This is a genomic window from Hydrogenophaga sp. T2 (genome assembly GCF_049843535.1).
GTDB lineage: Bacteria > Pseudomonadota > Gammaproteobacteria > Burkholderiales > Burkholderiaceae_C > Hydrogenophaga > Hydrogenophaga crocea.
Genome location: NZ_JBBHZJ010000004.1, coordinates 456,556 through 474,116, shown reverse-complemented (window position 1 = coordinate 474,116; position 17,561 = coordinate 456,556). Strand labels below are relative to the sequence as shown.

Here is a 17,561-nt window from a genome sequence, read left to right as displayed (position 1 = left end):
TCACTTGAGCACGTCGCCCAGGCACAGGTATTTGATCTCCACGTAGTCGTCCATGCCGTGGTGCGAGCCCTCGCGGCCCAGGCCCGACTGCTTCACGCCGCCGAAGGGCACGTGTTCGGTGGCCAGGATGCCCACGTTGATGCCCACCATGCCGTACTCGAGCGCCTCGCTCACGCGGAAGATGCGACCGACATCGCGGCTGTAGAAGTAGCTCGCGAGGCCGAACTCCGTGTTGTTCGCGGCGGCGATGGCTTCCTGCTCGGTCTCGAACTTGAAGACCGGCGCGAAGGGGCCGAAGGTTTCTTCGCGCGCGCACAGCATGTCGGCCGTGGCGTCGGCCACCACCGTGGGCTCGAAGAACTGGCCCTGCAGCTTCTTGCCGCCGGTGAGCACGCGGCCGCCCTTGGCCACGGCGTCCTGCACGTGGCGCTGCACCTTCTCCACCGCCGCGTCCTCGATCAGCGGGCCCTGCACCACGCCGTCCTCGAAGCCGTTGCCCACCTTGAAGGCCTTGACCTTGGCGGCGAACTTCTGCACGAACTGCTCGTACACGCCGGCCTGCACGTAGAGGCGGTTGGCGCACACGCAGGTCTGGCCCGCGTTGCGGTACTTGCTCGCGATCGCGCCTTCCACGGCCGAGTCGATGTCGGCGTCGTCGAAGACGATGAAGGGCGCGTTGCCGCCGAGCTCCAGGCTGAGCTTCTTCACCGTGGGGGCGCACTGCGCCATCAGGATGCGGCCGACCTCGGTGGAGCCGGTGAAGCTCAGGTGGCGCACGGTGTCGCTCGCGCACAGCACCTTGCCCACGGCGATGCTCTGCTGCGCGTCGGCCGTGATCACGTTGAGCACGCCGGCCGGAATGCCCGCGCGCACCGCGAGCTCGGCCGCGGCGAGCGCGGTCAGCGGCGTGAGCTCGGCCGGCTTGATCACCACCGGGCAGCCCGCGGCCAGCGCAGGCGCGACCTTGCGCGTAATCATGGCCAGGGGGAAGTTCCACGGCGTGATGGCCGCGCACACGCCGATGGGCTGCTTGAGCACCAGCAGGCGGCGGTTGGGGTCGAAGGTGGGCAGGGTTTCGCCGTTGACGCGCTTGGCCTCTTCGGCGAACCACTCGACGAAGCTCGCCCCGTAGGCGATTTCGCCCTTGCCCTCGGCAAAGGGCTTGCCCTGCTCGGCGGTGAGGATGCGGCCCAGGTCTTCCTGGTTCGCCATCAGCAGGTCGTACCACTTGCGCAGGATGCCCGCGCGTTCCTTGGCGGTCTTGGCGCGCCAGGCCGGCCAGGCCTTGTCGGCCGCGGCGATGGCGGCTTCGGCGTCGGCCGGGCCGAGGTTGGCCACGTCGGCCAGCTTCAGGCCGGTGGCGGGGTCGTGCACGTCGAAGCGCGCGCCGCCCTTGGTCCACTGGCCATTGATGAGGCCGTCGGTCTTGAGCAGGGTCGGGTCCTTGAGCAGGGCCAGGGGGGAGGTTTTCATGTCCATGGGCGTCGTCTCCGTCGGTTCGCGAGCTGGGTAAATTGGGTAAATATTTAACTTGTTAAATATTTCGGGCGCCATTGTGCCGGCATTGCGCCCACGAGCATAGCCCCCGACCCGCGCCGGGGCGTTGCCAGCGGCGACTGCCCGCCCGGTGCCCGTGGTTTTCCCCGGGCTGGCCGGGCCCGCCCCGCATGTTGGAAAATAGCGGGTTCGCGTGCGCGGCACGCGCCCCTTCCGATCCCAAAGGCCCCCATGACCCGTCCCGTCTCCGTCGCCGACATCCGCAAGAGCTTTCTGGACTTCTTCGCTTCCAAGGGCCACACCGTGGTCGCGTCCAGCCCGCTGGTGCCGGGCAACGACCCCACGCTGATGTTCACGAACTCGGGCATGGTGCAGTTCAAGGACGTGTTCCTGGGCACCGACAAGCGCCCCTACGTGCGCGCGGCCTCGGTGCAGGCCTGCCTGCGCGCCGGCGGCAAGCACAACGACCTCGAGAACGTGGGCTACACCGCGCGCCACCACACCTTCTTCGAGATGCTGGGCAACTGGAGCTTCGGCGACTACTTCAAGCGCGAGTCGCTCAAGTGGGGCTGGGAGCTGCTCACCGAGGTCTATGGCCTGCCCAAGGAACGCCTGCTGGCCACCGTCTACATCGACGACGACGAGGCGTACGACATCTGGACGAAAGAGATCGGCCTGCCGCCCGAGCGCGTGATCCGCATCGGCGACAACAAGGGCGGCAAGTACAAGAGCGACAACTTCTGGATGATGGCCGACACCGGCCCCTGCGGCCCCTGCTCGGAGATCTTCTACGACCACGGCCCGCACATCCCCGGCGGCCCCCCGGGCAGCCCCGAGGAAGACGGCGACCGCTTCATCGAGATCTGGAACCACGTGTTCATGCAGTTCGACATGAAGGAAGACGGCAGCGTGGTGAAGCTGCCCGCGCCCTGCGTGGACACCGGCATGGGCCTGGAGCGCCTGGCCGCCATCCTGCAGCACGTGCACAGCAACTACGAGATCGACATCTTCGACGCGCTGATCAAGGCCGCCGCGCGCGAGACGAACACCGCCGACCTCGCCAACCCCTCGCTCAAGGTCATCGCCGACCACATCCGCGCCACCAGCTTCCTGGTCAGCGACGGCGTGATCCCGAGCAACGAGGGCCGCGGCTACGTGCAGCGGCGCATCATCCGCCGCGCCATCCGCCACGGCTACAAGCTGGGCCAGAAGACGCCGTTCTTCCACAAGCTGGTGCCGGTGCTGGTCGAGCTCATGGGCGCGGCCTACCCCAACCTGGCCCGGCAGGCCCAGCGCATCACCGAGGTGCTCAAGACCGAAGAGGAGCGCTTCTACGAGACCCTGGCCAACGGCATGGAGATTTTGGAAGGGGAATTCCGACGTATCGCTGAAGCGCAGCCACGCGACGGTGTTCTTGAAATCAACCCGAAGGCTGCTGAGCTCAGGCGGCAGCTGCCCGGCGACGTGGCCTTCAAGCTGCACGACACCTACGGCTTCCCGCTCGACCTCACCAACGACGTCTGCCGCGAGCGCGGCGTGACGGTGGACGAGGCGGGCTTCCAGGCCGCCATGGAGCGCCAGAAGGCGCAGGCGCGCGCGGCCGGCAAGTTCAAGATGGACAAGGCGCTCGAGTACACGGGCGCGGGCAACCGCTTCGTGGGCTATGAAACGCTCGAATCGCCGGCCCAGGTGGTGGCGCTCTACCACGAGGGCACGCCGGTGCAGCAGCTCACGGCGGGCCAGGGCGGGGTGGTGGTGCTGGGCACCACGCCCTTCTACGCCGAGAGCGGCGGCCAGGTGGGCGACCAGGGCGAGATCGCCGCGGCTGGCGTGCGCTTCGAGGTGGCCGACACCCAGAAGATCAAGGCCGACGTGTTCGGCCACCACGGCAGCGTGGCCGAGGGCACGCTCAAGGTGGGCGACGCCGTGACCGCGCGCGTGGACACCGCGCTGCGCGCCGCCACGGTGCGCAACCACAGCGCCACCCACCTCATGCACAAGGCGCTGCGCGAGGTGCTGGGCGACCATGTGCAGCAGAAGGGCTCGCTCGTGAACGCCGAGCGCACGCGCTTCGACTTCGCGCACAACGCGCCGCTCACCGACGAGCAGATCCGCCGCATCGAGGCGATCGTGAACGCCGAGATCCTGGCCAACCCGGCCACCGAGGCGCGCCTGATGGACATCGAGTCGGCCCAGAAGACCGGCGCCATGATGCTGTTCGGCGAGAAGTACGGCGAGACCGTGCGCGTGCTCGACATCGGCAGCAGCCGCGAGCTCTGCGGCGGCACCCACGTGCAGCGCACCGGCGACATCGGCCTGTTCAAGGTGGTGGCCGAGGGCGGCGTGGCCGCGGGCGTGCGCCGCATCGAGGCCGTGACGGGCGAGAACGCGCTGGCCTACCTGCAGTCGCTCGAGCGCACCGTGGCCCAGGCCGCGGGCGCGCTCAAGGCGCCGGTGGCCGAGCTCACCACGCGCGTGGGCCAGACGCTGGAGCAGATCAAGGCGCTCGAGAAAGAGATCGCCGCGCTCAAGGGCAAGCTGGCGTCGAGCCAGGGCGACGAGCTCTTGGGCCAGGCGGTGGACGTCAAGGGCATCAAGGTGCTGGCCGCCACGCTCGACGGCGCCGACGCCAAGACCCTGCGCGACACGCTGGACAAGCTCAAGGACAAGCTCAAGACCGCGGCCATCGTGCTGGCGGCCGTGGACGGCGGCAAGGTGCAGCTGGCCGCGGGCGTCACGGCCGACAGCGTGGGCCGCGTGAAGGCCGGCGAGCTCGTGAACTTCGTGGCCCAGCAGGTGGGCGGCAAGGGCGGCGGCAAGGCCGACATGGCCATGGCCGGCGGCACCGACCCGAGCGGCCTGGCCAAGGCCCTGGCCTCGGTGCAGGGCTGGGTGGCCGAGAAGGCCTGAGCCCCCAGGCCGGCCTGGCTGGTCAGCCGGGCTGGCCGATCGAATCGCGCAGGTCGGCCGGGCGCGAAGTCGCGAAGCCCAGGCGCCCGATCAGGAACAGCACATTGCGCAGCAGCCGCGCGAGCTGCGCGCGCGCCTCGCGCGAGTGCGCGGGCGCGCTGAGCTGGATCGAGGGCATGCGCGTTTCCACGGCGTCCTCGTCGCTGACGGCGCTGCCGTAGTGCAGCAGCGGGTCTTTGCGCAGGGCCAGGCGGGCCTCCACGAGTTCCACCGCGCGTTCGAGCTTGCGCATGTCCTCGAAGCCGATGTCCCAGCACACCTGGCGGCCTTCGAGACGCTCCACCACGCTGCAGCCCATGGGCAGCTCCCAGCGCTTGGGTTCCTGGCGGCCCGAGAAGAAGCGCCGTGCCTGCTCCCAGAGCGAACCGGTGTCGGCGGCGAAGTGTTCGAGCGTCTGGCGGATCTCCACCGCAAGGTCGCCCTGCGAGCCGGGGCCGGGCACCACCACCACGCCGTCGTTGTCCAGGCGCGCGCCGTCGACCGTGACGCGCTGAGGGTGCCAGCCCGCGGCCACCGACTGCGCCACGCCGCGCACCATCTCGCGCGCGCTCCAGGGCGCGAGCATGAGCGTGACGCCGCCGGCCTGCAGCCAGCGCAGGCCCACGGCCGCGTCGCTGCCGTCGCCGAGCAGGCGCTGCAGGGCCGTGGCCGCTTCGCGCTGGTCGTGGCGGCTGGCGCCCATGAGCACCACCACCACCAGCGCCTCGTTGCCCTTCATGGCCGGGGCGTTGCACACCATGCAGCGCACCTTGGCATCGGTGCGCGAGAACACGTCGCAGGTGGTTCGGGGGGGAAGTACCGCGCCGTCGTTGTTGAGCGTTTGCAGAACGGCGGCGGGGGTGTCGGTGTTGAGGCGGGGCATGGACATCGGGCGAGCGGCTCGCAGCGGGCCCCGACATCTTGGCTTGCGCGGCCGCGGGGCCGTTCGCGGGCGGTTCGTGCGGACGGTGGGGGCGACTGCCGGTCGCGCGCCGGGCGGCGCCGGGGCGGCGCCTGAGTCCTTAGTGTTCAGGTGCCCGTCAGGGCATCGTCATCGCGGGCCGGAACCGCCCCGCCGGGGCCCGGACTCAGGCGGTTCCTTCCACTCCCCCCTGTACCCATGAACGCTATCAGCCTGGGCGGCACCGGCCGCACGCAAGGCCAGGTGCCGGCAACGGCCGCTTCCTTTGCCCATGACCGCAACGGCGCCGAGACCGCCGGCACGGCGGTGCCGCAGCCGCTGGCCGCCGGTGATCTGTCGGGCCAGATCGAGCGCATCGACCAGTCCCTGCGCCAGGCCGGCCGCTGCGCCGAGGAAGCGGGCCACACCGTGGCCCGGCTGGCGGCGAGGCTCGGTGTCCTGCGCGAGCAGCAATCGGCGGCGCGCGCGGCCCGCGGGCGCGACAAGGACCAGCGGGACTATCTGCGACTGCAGATCGGCCTGTGCGAGCAGCAACTGAGCGAGGCCGAGCGCGACATCGTGGTGGCCCGCGCGTCCATGGAGGCCTTCGAAGCGCAACGGCACGCATGTGTCGCGGCGCTCGAACAGGCCCGGGCGCGCGCGCGTTCGCGCGCATCGGCGCCGGCGATCCGTCCTGTGCAGCCGCGGGATGCGGGGGGCGGGCCCGCCGCCGCCCGGCCCCACGTGCTGCGGGCCGCGCGCGCGCGGACGAAGGCGGTGGCCGAAGCGCACGCCTCGGACGTCGCCGACAAGGGCAAGGACCGCATGGACCCCGTGTCCCCGACGCCGGTGATGCCGGTCGACGCGCCCCGCGACGAGGTGCGTTTCATGGCCGCGACCGCGCTGGGGGCGCTCGCCTTGGGCTTGATCGGCGTGTTGGTCGACCGCTCCGTGGGGCTGAAGATCGGCGAAGCGCACAGCATTGCGCCCACCTTTGCCCACCTCGGTGCCATGGGCAGCCTGAGCGCGCTGGTGGCCCGCGGGGAGCGCCTGGACACGCCGCTGCGCGTCACGGTGCTCGCGCTGATGGTGGGGCTCACCGCGCTGTTGATCGCGCAGGGGCTTCAGTCGGCGTCCGATGCCGCCGGTGCCGGCCAGTCCAGGCCCAGCCCGCTCTGAAAGCGCCGCGCCTGCCCCGTGACCGGGTCGGTGAAGGCGATGCCCCGCGCGAGCAGGCGCAGCGGCTCGGCGAAGTCCTCGGCCTCGTCGGGGCCGCGGCGCACGCGCGGGTAGAACCGGTCGCCGGCAATGGGCAGGCCCAGCGCGTCGAGGTGCACGCGCAGCTGGTGGCGCTTGCCGGTCAGGGGCTCGAGCGCGTAGCGCGCCCAGTCGCCGCGCACCTCGAGCCGCTCGATGCGCGTTTCGCTGTTGGCCTCGCCTTCGGTCTCGACCATGCGGAAGAAGGCCTCCACGTCTTCTTCGATGCGGCTGCGGCGCGTCTGCGGAAAGGCCTGCGCGGGGTCGTGCGGCGCGATCGCCTCGTAGCGTTTGTGCACCTGTCGGTCGCGGAACAGCGCGTGGTAGGCGTTGCGGTCTTGTGGCCGCAGGTTGAACACCACCAGGCCCGCGGTCTCGCGGTCGATGCGGTGGATGGGGTTGAGCGTGTCGATGCCGGTGCGCCGCTTGAGCCGCACCATGAGGCTGTGGCGCACGTATCGGCCCGTGGGGGTCACGGGCATGAAGTGCGGCTTGTCGGCCACCAGCAGGTGCTCGTCCTGGAACACGATGCGTTCCTCGAACGGGATCGCGGCCTCGCCCTCGATCTCGCGCCAGTAGTACAGGCGCGCGCCCGGCACGCAGGGCGCGTCGGCCGCCACGGGCCGGCCCTCGTCGTCGAGCACGTCGCCCTGGGCCAGGCGCTGCGCCCAGGCCAGCGGCGCCACCACGGGCAGCCGCTCGCTCAGGAACTGCAGCACCGAGCCCCAGGGCACAGGCTTGGCGAAGGGGATCGCGACGCAGCTCGGCGAGAGGCCCTCGCGCGTGGGGATCAGGGGGTTTTTGGGGCGGTGCGCCATACCAGGTCCCACACACCGTGGCCGAGCTTCAGGCCGCGATTCTCGAACTTGGTGAGGGGGCGGTAGTCGGGCTTGGGCGCGTAGCCGCCGTGTTCGTCGGACACCGTGTTGTGCAGCAGCGGCTCGGCGCGCAGCACCTCGAGCATCTGCTCGGCGTAGGGCTGCCAGTCGGTGGCCAGGTGCAGGTAGCCGCCGGGCTTGAGCTTTCTGGCCAGCCGGTTCACGAACGGCCCCTGGATCAGGCGGCGCTTGTGGTGCTTGGTCTTGTGCCAGGGGTCGGGGAAGAAGATGTGCACGCCGTCCAGGCTGGCCTCGCCGAGCATGTGGTCGAGCACCTCGACCGCGTCGTGCCGCACGATGCGGATGTTGTCCAGGCCGCCGTCGCCCGCGAGCTTGAGCAGCGCGCCCACGCCGGGCTCGTGCACCTCGCAGCACAGGAAGTTGTCTTCGGGCCGCACGCTGGCGATGTGCGCGGTGGCGCCACCCATGCCGAAGCCGATCTCGAGCACCAGCGGCGCATCGCGGCCGAAGGCGGCGCGCGCGTCGAAGGGGCGCTCTTTGTCGAAGGGCAGCAGCAGGCGCGGGCCGTACTGCTCGTAGGCCTTGGCCTGGGCGGCGGTGGTGCGGCCGGCGCGCAGCACGTAGCTCTTGACCTGGCGCAGGTAGGGCACGTCGGTGGGCGGGGTGCGCGGCTGCGCGTGGCGGGGATCGGTCATGGGAAGGCGGCCTTGAAGGGCCGCGATTTTAGGCGGGCCGGCGCTGCGCCCAGGCCGCGGTCCAGGCGGCGGTCCAGCTGGCCAGGGCATCGGGCAGCGCGCCGCTGGCCGCGGGCAGGCCCAGGGCCTGCGCGGCCGCGTTCAGCGCGGCCAGCGGCTCGCGCAGGTCGAGCGGCTGGGCGCCGTTCTGCTTGCTCAGCTTTTCGCCGTTGTCGCCCAGCACCAGCGGCGTGTGCAGGTACGCGGGCGTGGGCAGGCCGAGCGCGCGCTGCAGCAGGATCTGGCGCGGCGTGTTGTCGGCCAGGTCTTCGCCGCGCACCACGTGGGTGATGCCCTGGTCGGCGTCGTCGACCACCACCGCGAGCTGGTAGGCCCAGAGGCCGTCGGCGCGCCGCACGATGAAGTCGCCGACGGCGCGCGCCACGTCCTGCGTCTGCGGGCCCAGGCGGCGGTCGGTCCAGGCCACCTCGGCCTGCGCCGGCGCCCGAAAGCGCCAGGCGCGTGCGGGCCGCCCGGCCAGGCCGCCGCGTTCGGGCCGGCAGGTGCCGGGGTAGGGCGCTGCGGCGTGGCGCTCGCGCGGCGTGCCCGCGGCCTGCAGCGCGCGTTCGATGTCCTGGCGCGTGCAGGCGCAGGCGAAGGCGTCGCCCTGGGCCAGCAGGCGATCGAGCGCGGCCTGGTAGGCGGCACCGCGCGCCGATTGCCAGCGCACCGGCTCGTCGCTCACGAGGCCGCAGGCGGCGAGCTGTTCGAGGATGCGCGTGTCGGCGCCGGGCACGCAGCGCGGGCCGTCCACGTCTTCGATGCGGACCAGCCAGGCACCGCGGTGGGCGCGGGCGTCGAGCCAGCTCGCGAGGGCGGCCACCAGCGAGCCCGCGTGCAGCGCGCCCGTGGGCGAAGGGGCGAAGCGGCCGCGGTAGGACACCTCAGGCCAGGGCCAGCGCGAGCTCCAGGCCCGAGACGAAGGCGTCTTCGACGCGGTGGCCCAGGCACCAGTCGCCGCACAGGCCGATGCCCAGCGCCGCGTCGAGCAGGTGGCTGCGGCCCAGCGGGGTCTGGGTCTGCGCGTAGCGCCAGCGGTGCACCACGGCGTGCGGCGGCGTGGCGCGGATGCCCGTGATCTCGGCAAAGCCCTTGAGCAGCTTGGCCTTCACGCGCTCGGGGTCGTCTTCGAGGTGCTTGGTCGACCAGGCCGGGCTGGCCTGCACGGTCCAGCGCTCGATCGGGTCGCGCCCGGGCTTGCTCGATTCGCGCGCCAGCCAGCTGATGCGGTGGTGCGTGCTGCGCGCCGCGCTCCACTGCGGGCCCAGGTGGGCCAGGCCGGGTTGCATGGCCTGCGGGAAAGCGACCATGAGCGTCCAGCACGGCGCCACGTGCACGGGCGTGAGCGCCTGGCGCAGCGCGGGCGCGACGCCCGAGGCGAGCAGCAGGTCGTGCGCCTGCGGGTGCGGGATGGCGAGCAGCACGCGGTCGAAGCCGCCGAGCACACGTTGGCCGCCGTCGCCGCCCGTGCTGTCTTCGCAGCGCAGCTGCCACTGGCCGGGGTGCAGGGCGTCGGCTTCGATGCGGCTCACGCGGGTGTTGAGCAGGGTCTGCGCGGGCAGGCCGCCGTGCTGCTCGGGGTGCAGCAGCGGCTGGGCCCAGAGCGTGACCAGCGCGTTCATGCCCGGCGCGGCCACGAAGTGCGGCTCGGTGGGCGGCGGCGCGCTGGCCAGCACGTGGCCGAAGGCGTCGAGCACGCGCACGGTGCTGGCGCTCCAGGCGCGCACCGCGCTGGTGGCGGTGGCGCGCAGCACGCGCTCGAAGCGCTCGTCGCGGACGGTGAAGTACTGCACACCGTGGTCGAAGCCGCCGAACTCGGTGCGGCGCGTGGCCATGCGGCCACCGAAGCCGCGGCTTTTTTCGAGCAGCGTGACGCGGTGGCCTGCCTGCAGCAGGGTGCGCGCGCAGGCCACGCCGGCCATGCCGGCGCCCACCACGGCGAAATGGAGCGATTCGGAAGCGCGAGCGGTCGGGCTGGATCGTTTCATGGTGTTGGGCGTGCGAGGGTGGGGCGACTGTAGCAGCGCGCTCCGGCGCGCCGCCATGGGACCTTCACTGCTGGTGGTGGCGGTTGAGCAGCGCGTCGCGCGTGCGCTCGTGCTTGAGCTGGTCGAGCCACCAGCGCAGCGCGCGGCCGCTGTCGCCGGCCACGCGCGTGCTGTGCCAGCCATAGGCCACGCGGATCTGGCGCTCGGTCTGCTGCACCGGCTTCACCACCAGCCGGCCCGCTGCGATGTAGGGCTGGGCCAGCGGCAGCGGCAGAAAGCCCGAGCCCAGGCCGCGCAGCTGGGCCTCGAGCTTGTGGTGCATGGTGGGCACGGTGAGCACGTCCTGTCCGGGCAGCAGGTTGTGGCTCATGCCGCGGCCGCGCTGCGTGCTGTCGGCCACGGCCACGGCGCGGTGGGGGCGGATGTCCTGCTCGCTCAGGCTGCCTTCCACCGCGGCCAGCGGGTGGTGCGGCGCCACGGCGTAGACGAAGCTCACGCTGCCCAGCGTGGCCGACTGCAGGCCGGGCGAGGAGATCTGCGCCGCGATGCCCAGGGCGAGGTCGGCCAGACCGTTCTGCAGCACCTCGAGCGTGCCCGACAGGGTTTCCGAGCGGATGCGCAGCTGCGTGGGTGCGCCGGTGGCGTAGAAGGCTTCGCAGAGCTCGAACAGGGTGTCGCGCGCGATCAAGGCGTCGGCCGCGATGGTGAGCTGCGGCTCCCAGCCCGTGGCCACGCGCTTGACGCGCTGGGCCACGGCGTCGAGCTCGTTGAGCAGGTACTCGCCCGCGCGCAGCAGCTCGGCGCCGGCCGGCGTGAGCACGGCGCGCCGGGCGCTGCGGTCGAACAGCAGCACGTCGAGCGCGTCCTCGATCTGGCGCACGCGGTAGGTGAGGGCGCTGGGCACCATGCCCAGTTCGCGCGCCGCCGCGGCCATGCTGCCCAGGCGCGACACGGCTTCGATCAGGGCCAGGTTGTCGGCCGACAGGGCGCTGCGCGGGATGGTGCCGGAGGTGGGCATGGCGGGTTCAATCATTCAAATGATTTGAATGATGCCATCAAATCGCTGCGAACCCGGTGCGGGGGCGCACGCCCAGAATTCATCCCCATGCCGGTCCCGTACCGGACCGTTCAACCCCTCACCAGGAGCCCCAGCCATGATGCAGATCCGCCGTTCCGACGCCCGTGGTTACGCCGACCACGGCTGGCTCAAGAGCTACCACTCGTTCTCCTTCGCCAACTACTTCGACCCGGCGTGGATGGGCTGGGGCAACCTGCGCGTGATCAACGAGGACCGCATCGCCCCGGGCACCGGCTTCGGCACGCACGGCCACCGCGACATGGAGATCATCAGCTACGTGCTGCACGGCAACCTCGCGCACAAGGACAGCATGGGCAACGTCAAGGGCATTCCGCCCGGCGACGTGCAGCGCATGAGCGCCGGCAGCGGCGTGATGCACAGCGAGTTCAACCACGCGCCCAACGACACCACGCATTTCCTGCAGATCTGGATCGAGCCGAACCAGCGCGGCATTGCCCCGAGCTACGAGCAAAAGGGCTTTGCCGAGGCCGAGAAGCGCGGCCGCCTGCGCCTGGTGGCCTCGCCCGACGGCGCCGAGGGCTCGGTGAAGATCCACGCCGATGCCGCGATGTACGCCGGCCTGTTCGACGGCGCCGAGCAGGCCTCGCTCGAACTGAACCCGGCCCGCAAGGCCTACGTGCACCTGGTGCGCGGCGCGCTCGAGGTCAATGGCGAGCAACTCTCGGCGGGCGATGCCGCCGTGATGGACGGCGAAGCCGCGCTGCACCTGGCCAAGGGCCGCGACGCCGAAGTGCTGGTGTTCGACCTCGCACGCTGATTGCTTTTTCCCGGTCCCCTTTTTTCTTTTCACCCCTTCTCAAGGACTCCGCCATGAACGCACTGCAAAACCCCCTGTCCCTGATCGGCCGCATCCTGCTGGCCATCCTGTTCGTGCCCGCGGGCTTCAGCAAGATCGGCGGCTTCGCCGGCACCGTGGGCTACGCCACGGCCATGGGCCTGCCGCTGCCCACCGTGGGCGTGGCCGCCGCGCTCGTGATCGAACTGTTCGGCGGCCTGGCGCTGCTGATCGGCTACCGCACCCGCGTGGCCGCCATCGCGCTGGCCGTGTTCACGCTGGTGGCGAGCTTCTTCTTCCACGCCTACTGGGCCGTGCCGGCCGAGCAGCAGATGGTGCAGCAGCTGATGTTCTTCAAGAACATCGCCATCGTCGGCGGCCTGCTGGCCTTCGCGGCCTTCGGCGCCGGCGGCTTCAGCCTCGACGCCAAGCGTGGCCAGTGATTTCCCTCAACCCTGGAGCCATTCCATGACCAAAGTTGTTGTTGTCTACCACTCGGGCTACGGCCACACCCAGCGCATGGCGCAATCGGTGGCCGAAGGCGCCGGTGCCGAACTGATCGCGATCGACGCCGATGGCAACCTGCCGGCCGGCGGCTGGGAAGCCCTGGACGCGGCCGACGCCATCGTGTTCGGTTCGCCGACCTACATGGGCACCGTGAGCTGGCAGTTCAAGAAGTTCGCCGATGCCTCCAGCAAGGCCTGGTTCTCGCAGACCTGGAAAGACAAGGTCTTCGCCGGCTTCACCAACAGCGCCACCATGAACGGCGACAAGCTGTCCACGCTGCACTACCTGTTCACGCTGGCCATGCAGCACAGCGGCGTGTGGGTCGGCACCGGCCTGATGCCCAGCAACAGCAAGGCCGCGCAGCGCAACGACGTGAACTACGTCGGCTCGTTCAGCGGCGCCATGGCGCAAAGCCCCTCGGACGCCGGCGCCAACGAGATGCTGCCGGGCGACCTCGAAACCGCCCGCCTGTTCGGCGAGCGCGTGGCGGCGATCGCGAAGAAATTCAAGGGCTGACAGCGCCCATGGCCCGGTGGCGGCAGAAGCCGATCCGCCGCCGGGCCGCCCCAAGGCGGATCAGCCCCCTCGGGGGGGCAGCGACCCGCGCAGCGGTGGAGCGTGGGGGTTAACATCCGCCGCGTGAAAATACTGACCATCCTCCCCTGGGCAGACTGGCTCGCGCTGGTCTGCTTTTTTTCGTTGTGGGTGGGCTACGCGGTGTTCGCCAAGACCTGGGCGCGGCAGCGGCCCTCGCTGCTGGCCACCACCAACCGCTACCGGCGCTACTGGATGGAGCAGGCCATCGCGCGCGACCCGCGCATGCTCGACGGCCTGATCACGCAGAACCTCTCGACCACGCCCGCGTTCTTCTCGTCCACCTCGATCCTGGTCATCGGTGCGCTGTTCGCGCTGCTCGGCACCACCGACAAGGCCAGCGAGCTCATGAGCGAGATCCCGTTCGCGCAGGCCACCACGCTGCTGGTGTTCGAGTTCAAGATCCTGGTGCTGATCGCGATCTTCGTGTACTCGTTCTTCCGCTTTTCCTGGTCCATGCGGCAATACACCTTCGTGGCGCTGGTGATCGGCTCGATGCCGGCGCCCGAACGCTTCGAATCGGGCGAGTTCGACCGCCGCGCCTACGCCGACCGCGCGGCCGCGCTCGTGGCCTCCGCGGCCGAAACCATGAACGACGGCTTGCGCGCGTACTACTTTTCGTTCGCTCTGCTGGGCTGGTTCGTGTCGCCGCTGGCCATGGTGATCGCCACCACGGTGGTGGTCGCCATCCTCTACAGCCGCGAGTTCCGCTCCGAGGTGTTGCACATCCTGCGGGACTGATCGGTTGGCGCCGGATCGGGCGCCACGGCCTCCTAAAATCGGCGCGATGTTCGTACACCTGCGCCTGCACACCGAGTTCTCCGTCGTCGACGGCACCAACCGCATCGACGACGTGATCGCCGCCGCCGCGGCCGACCACCAGCCCGCGCTGGCCATCACCGACCTCAACAACCTGTTCGGCGCCGTCAAGTTCTACAAGGCGGGCCGCGACAAGGGCGTCAAGCCCGTGATCGGCGCCGAGGTGCTGCTGCAGGGCTTCAGCGAAGAAACCCCCAACGCCATGCCGGGCGCGCACCAGCCGCCGCTGCCGCGCGTGCTGCTGCTGGTGCAGGACAAGCAGGGTTACCTCAACCTGTGCGAGCTGCTCGCGCGCGCCTGGACGCGCAACGTGGTGCGCGACCAGGCCGTGATCAAACGCGAGTGGCTCGAAGAACTCAACGCCGGCCTGATCCTGCTGTCGGGCGCGCAGGCGGGCCCCGTGGGCCAGGCGCTGCTGGCCGGTGACGCGCAGCGCGCGGGCGAGCTCGCGCTGCAACTGGCCTCGCTGTTTCCGCACCGCTTCTACCTGGAGCTGCAACGCGCCGGCCGTGCCGACGACGAGCGCCACGTGGTGGCCGCGGTGCAACTGGCCGCGCGGCTGCACCTGCCGGTGGTGGCCACGCACCCGGTGCAATTCCTCACCGCCGACGACTACGAGTCGCACGAGGCGCGCGTGTGCATCGCCGAGGGCGAGATCCTGGCCAACAACCGGCGCGTGCGCCGCTTCACGCGCGAGCAGTGGTTCAAGCCCGCGGCCGACATGGCCGCGCTGTTCGCCGACCTGCCTTCGGCCGTGGCCAACACGGTGGAAATCGCCCGCCGCTGCAACCTCACGCTGGTGCTGGGCAAGCCGCAGCTGCCCAACTTCCCCACGCCGCTGATCGACGGTGTGCCCATGCCCATGGCCGACTTCTTCCGCCAGTCCTCGTACGAAGGCCTGGAGGAACGCCTGGCCCACCTGTACCCCGATCCGGCGGTGCGCGACCAGCAGCGCCCGCGCTACGTGCAGCGGCTCGAGTTCGAGATCGGCACCATCCTCAAGATGGGCTTCCCGGGCTACTTCCTGATCGTGGGCGACTTCATCAACTGGGCCAAGAACAACGGCTGCCCCGTGGGCCCGGGCCGCGGCTCGGGCGCGGGCTCGCTGGTGGCCTACGCGCTCAAGATCACCGACCTCGACCCGCTGCAATACAACCTGCTGTTCGAGCGCTTCCTCAACCCCGAGCGGGTGTCCATGCCCGACTTCGACATCGACTTCTGCCAGGGCAACCGCGACCGCGTCATCGAGTACGTGAAGCAGAAGTACGGCAAGGAGGCGGTGAGCCAGATCGCCACCTTCGGCACCATGGCCGCGCGCGCGGCCATCCGCGACGTGGGACGCGTGCTCGACCTCTCGTACGGCTTCTGCGACGGCATCTCCAAGCTCGTGCCCAACAAGCCCGGCATGAGCGTGACCCTGCAGTACCCGCCGGTGCCCAAGAAAGAGGGCGACAAGAACAACTACGCGCTCGAGATGGAGCCGGTGCTGGCCGAGCGCGTGCAGAAGGAAGAAGACGTCAAGACCCTGATCGAGCTCGCGCAAAAGCTCGAGGGCATGACGCGCAACGTGGGCATGCACGCCGGCGGCGTGCTGATCGCCCCGGGCAAGCTGACCGACTTCTGCCCGCTCTACGCGCAGCCGGGCAGCGATTCGGCCGTGAGCCAGTACGACAAGGACGACGTCGAGGCCATCGGCCTGGTGAAGTTCGACTTCCTGGGCCTGGCCACGCTGACCATCCTGGAGATCGCGCGCGAGTTCATCGTCAAGCGCCACAAGGGCCGCGAGAACTTCCGCTTCGAGGACGTGCCGCTCGACGACCCCAAGGTGTATGCGCTGTTCGCGCGCGGCCAGACCGAGGCCGTGTTCCAGTTTGAAAGCCGCGGCATGCAGGGCATGCTGCGCGACGCCAAGCCCACGCGGCTCGAAGACCTGATCGCGCTCAACGCGCTGTACCGGCCAGGCCCGATGGACCTGATCCCCAGCTTCGTGGCGCGCAAGCACGGCCGCGAAGAGGTGGTGTACCCGCACCCCGCGGTGGCCGACATGCTCAGCGAGACCTACGGGATCATGGTCTACCAGGAGCAGGTGATGCAGACCGCGCAGATCCTGGGCGGCTACTCGCTCGGCGGCGCCGACCTGCTGCGCCGCGCGATGGGCAAGAAGAAGGCCGAGGAGATGGCCGAGCACCGCGAGAAATTCCGCGCCGGTGCGCTCGCCACCCACGGCATCGATCAGGACAAGGCCGACGAGATCTTCGACCTGATGGAGAAGTTCGCGGGCTACGGCTTCAACAAGTCGCACGCCGCCGCGTACTCGCTGCTCGCGTACCACACAGGCTGGCTCAAGGTTCATTACACGGCCGAGTTCTTCTGCGCGAACATGACCGTGGAAATGGACGACACCGACAAGCTCAAGGTGTTGTTCGAGGACGCGCAGAAGATGGGCATGGCCTTCGAGCCGCCCGACGTCAACCGCGGCGGCTACCGCTTCGAGCCCGTCACCGACAAGCTGATCCGCTACGGCCTGGGGGCCATCAAGGGCACGGGCCAGCAGGCCATCGAGGCCATCGTGGCCGCGCGCGAAGGCCGCGGCGAAGGCCCGAACGGCAACGAAAGCGGCCCGTTCCGCAGCCTGTTCGACTTCTGCCTGCGCGTGGACCGCTCGCGCATCAACAAGCGCACGGTCGAGGCGCTGATCAAGGCCGGGGCCTTCGACACCCTGCACCTCAACCGCGCCGAACTGCTGGCCTCGCTGGACATCGCTTTCGAGTACGCCGCGACCACGCAGGCCAACGCCCACCAGGGCGGCCTGTTCGACATGCTCGGCGGCCCGGACGGTGAAGCGGGCCATGGATCGAGCACGCAGGAGCCCGACCTGGTGCGCGTGACGCCCTGGGGCGTGAAGGAAAAGCTCACCAACGAGAAGAGCGCCATCGGCTACTACTTCTCGGGCCATCTGTTCGACGAGGTCGAGCGCGAGGTGCGGCGCTTCGCGCGCACGCGTCTGGTCGACGTGGTGGACAGCCGCGACCCGGTGATCCTCGCGGGCATCGTCACCGACTTCCGCGTCATCAACGGCCAGCGCGGCAAGCTCGCGCTGTTCAAGATCGACGACAAGACCGCGGTGCTCGAGACCAGCGCCGACGAGAACCTGATCCACCAGCACCGTGCGCTGCTCAAGGACGACGAGCTCATCGTGGTGCAGGCCGTGGCCCAGCCTGACCGCTTCTCGGGCGGCCTGCGCCTGAAGCTGCAGCAGATCTGGGACCTGGCCACGGCGCGCTGCCGCTTCGGCAAGTACCTGCGTGTGGCGGTCAACGGCCACGCGCCGGCCATTGCCCAACTGGTGCGCGAATTCCCGCCCAAGCGCGAGGAGACCGAGCAGGGCGAGCTGGTGCGCGGCTTGCCGGTGAGGCTGGCGCTGCAGCGCGCGGGCGCGCAGTGCGAACTGCAGCTCGACGACCGCGCGCTGTTCTTCCCCACCGACGCGGCGCTCGCGAGCTGGACCGCGCAGGCGCACGAGCAGCGCGCGGAGATCGTGTTCGATTGACCTGATGGCGCGGCGCCGCTTAGTATTACGCCCGTTATAACGACGAGGCGCC

At 70.3% G+C, this 17,561-nt stretch carries 14 protein-coding genes; 7 read left to right on the top strand and 7 right to left on the bottom strand.

The window, feature by feature from the left end; all coding sequences use genetic code 11:
- Positions 1–1,479, bottom strand: a complete 1,479-nt coding sequence (locus WDZ95_RS12485) for an NAD-dependent succinate-semialdehyde dehydrogenase (RefSeq protein ID WP_425778841.1) — start codon at positions 1,477–1,479, stop codon at positions 1–3.
- 249 nt (positions 1,480–1,728) lie between these two features.
- Between WDZ95_RS12485 and alaS the strand changes: the two genes are divergently transcribed.
- Positions 1,729–4,407, top strand: a complete 2,679-nt coding sequence (gene alaS / locus WDZ95_RS12480; RefSeq protein ID WP_425778839.1) for an alanine--tRNA ligase — start codon at positions 1,729–1,731, stop codon at positions 4,405–4,407.
- 22 nt (positions 4,408–4,429) lie between these two features.
- Here the strand turns inward: alaS and WDZ95_RS12475 are convergent, their stop codons facing one another.
- On the bottom strand, positions 4,430–5,335 hold the full coding sequence (locus tag WDZ95_RS12475) for a hypothetical protein (RefSeq protein ID WP_425778837.1): 906 nt from the start codon (positions 5,333–5,335) through the stop codon (positions 4,430–4,432).
- A gap of 231 nt (positions 5,336–5,566) precedes the next feature.
- Here WDZ95_RS12475 and WDZ95_RS12470 point away from each other — a divergent pair, with 231 nt between their 5' ends.
- A complete protein-coding gene (locus WDZ95_RS12470; RefSeq protein WP_425778835.1) occupies positions 5,567–6,526 on the top strand; it encodes a hypothetical protein in 960 nt (319 codons plus the stop codon).
- Here the strand turns inward: WDZ95_RS12470 and WDZ95_RS12465 are convergent.
- From WDZ95_RS12465 to WDZ95_RS12445, 5 genes are all read right to left on the bottom strand, one after another.
- Entirely contained in the window at positions 6,472–7,422 is a 951-nt protein-coding gene (locus WDZ95_RS12465; protein ID WP_425778833.1) for a pseudouridine synthase, read from the bottom strand. The genes WDZ95_RS12470 and WDZ95_RS12465 overlap by 55 nt on opposite strands.
- Complete coding sequence (gene trmB, locus WDZ95_RS12460) at positions 7,395–8,138, bottom strand: tRNA (guanosine(46)-N7)-methyltransferase TrmB (RefSeq protein WP_425778831.1); 744 nt, start codon at positions 8,136–8,138, stop codon at positions 7,395–7,397. Before trmB ends, WDZ95_RS12465 begins: the two co-directional genes overlap by 28 nt.
- Before the next feature lie 28 nt (positions 8,139–8,166).
- Positions 8,167–9,060, bottom strand: a complete 894-nt coding sequence (gluQRS, locus tag WDZ95_RS12455; protein ID WP_425778829.1) for a tRNA glutamyl-Q(34) synthetase GluQRS — start codon at positions 9,058–9,060, stop codon at positions 8,167–8,169.
- Position 9,061: 1 nt separating this feature from the next.
- Positions 9,062–10,165: an NAD(P)/FAD-dependent oxidoreductase gene (locus WDZ95_RS12450; RefSeq protein WP_166225045.1), complete on the bottom strand. Its 1,104-nt coding sequence runs from the start codon at positions 10,163–10,165 to the stop codon at positions 9,062–9,064.
- 64 nt (positions 10,166–10,229) lie between these two features.
- Positions 10,230–11,183 carry a LysR family transcriptional regulator gene (locus WDZ95_RS12445; protein ID WP_425778827.1) on the bottom strand — a complete coding sequence of 318 codons (954 nt, stop codon included), beginning with the start codon at positions 11,181–11,183 and terminating at the stop codon, positions 10,230–10,232.
- A 136-nt stretch (positions 11,184–11,319) separates the two neighbouring features.
- Here WDZ95_RS12445 and WDZ95_RS12440 point away from each other — a divergent pair, with 136 nt between their 5' ends.
- The 5 genes from WDZ95_RS12440 (at position 11,320) to dnaE (ending at position 17,509) form a co-directional block, all read left to right on the top strand.
- The gene (locus WDZ95_RS12440; RefSeq protein WP_166225050.1) at positions 11,320–12,021 is read left to right on the top strand and encodes a pirin family protein; all 702 of its coding nucleotides are present in this window, start codon (positions 11,320–11,322) and stop codon (positions 12,019–12,021) included.
- 53 nt (positions 12,022–12,074) lie between these two features.
- Positions 12,075–12,482, top strand: a complete 408-nt coding sequence (locus WDZ95_RS12435; protein ID WP_425778825.1) for a DoxX family protein — start codon at positions 12,075–12,077, stop codon at positions 12,480–12,482.
- A gap of 25 nt (positions 12,483–12,507) precedes the next feature.
- On the top strand, positions 12,508–13,062 hold the full coding sequence (locus tag WDZ95_RS12430; protein WP_425778823.1) for a flavodoxin family protein: 555 nt from the start codon (positions 12,508–12,510) through the stop codon (positions 13,060–13,062).
- A 123-nt stretch (positions 13,063–13,185) separates the two neighbouring features.
- Positions 13,186–13,881 (top strand): DUF599 domain-containing protein, encoded by a 696-nt coding sequence (locus WDZ95_RS12425; RefSeq protein WP_425778821.1) that lies wholly within the window; start codon positions 13,186–13,188, stop codon positions 13,879–13,881.
- 46 nt (positions 13,882–13,927) lie between these two features.
- The gene (gene dnaE / locus WDZ95_RS12420; protein ID WP_425778819.1) at positions 13,928–17,509 is read left to right on the top strand and encodes a DNA polymerase III subunit alpha; all 3,582 of its coding nucleotides are present in this window, start codon (positions 13,928–13,930) and stop codon (positions 17,507–17,509) included.
- The last annotated feature ends 52 nt before the right edge of the window (positions 17,510–17,561 follow it).

Bases quoted from the DNA above. Each gene is read 5' to 3' on its own strand.
- WDZ95_RS12485 (WP_425778841.1), bottom strand. From the start codon at position 1,479: ATGGACATGAAAACCTCCCCCCTGGCCCTGCTCAAGGACCCGACCCTG.
- alaS (WP_425778839.1), top strand. From the start codon at position 1,729: ATGACCCGTCCCGTCTCCGTCGCCGACATCCGCAAGAGCTTTCTGGAC.
- WDZ95_RS12475 (WP_425778837.1), bottom strand. From the start codon at position 5,335: ATGTCCATGCCCCGCCTCAACACCGACACCCCCGCCGCCGTTCTGCAA.
- WDZ95_RS12470 (WP_425778835.1), top strand. From the start codon at position 5,567: ATGAACGCTATCAGCCTGGGCGGCACCGGCCGCACGCAAGGCCAGGTG.
- WDZ95_RS12465 (WP_425778833.1), bottom strand. From the start codon at position 7,422: ATGGCGCACCGCCCCAAAAACCCCCTGATCCCCACGCGCGAGGGCCTC.
- trmB (WP_425778831.1), bottom strand. From the start codon at position 8,138: ATGACCGATCCCCGCCACGCGCAGCCGCGCACCCCGCCCACCGACGTG.
- WDZ95_RS12450 (WP_166225045.1), bottom strand. From the start codon at position 10,165: ATGAAACGATCCAGCCCGACCGCTCGCGCTTCCGAATCGCTCCATTTC.
- WDZ95_RS12445 (WP_425778827.1), bottom strand. From the start codon at position 11,183: ATGCCCACCTCCGGCACCATCCCGCGCAGCGCCCTGTCGGCCGACAAC.
- WDZ95_RS12440 (WP_166225050.1), top strand. From the start codon at position 11,320: ATGATGCAGATCCGCCGTTCCGACGCCCGTGGTTACGCCGACCACGGC.
- WDZ95_RS12435 (WP_425778825.1), top strand. From the start codon at position 12,075: ATGAACGCACTGCAAAACCCCCTGTCCCTGATCGGCCGCATCCTGCTG.
- WDZ95_RS12430 (WP_425778823.1), top strand. From the start codon at position 12,508: ATGACCAAAGTTGTTGTTGTCTACCACTCGGGCTACGGCCACACCCAG.
- dnaE (WP_425778819.1), top strand. From the start codon at position 13,928: ATGTTCGTACACCTGCGCCTGCACACCGAGTTCTCCGTCGTCGACGGC.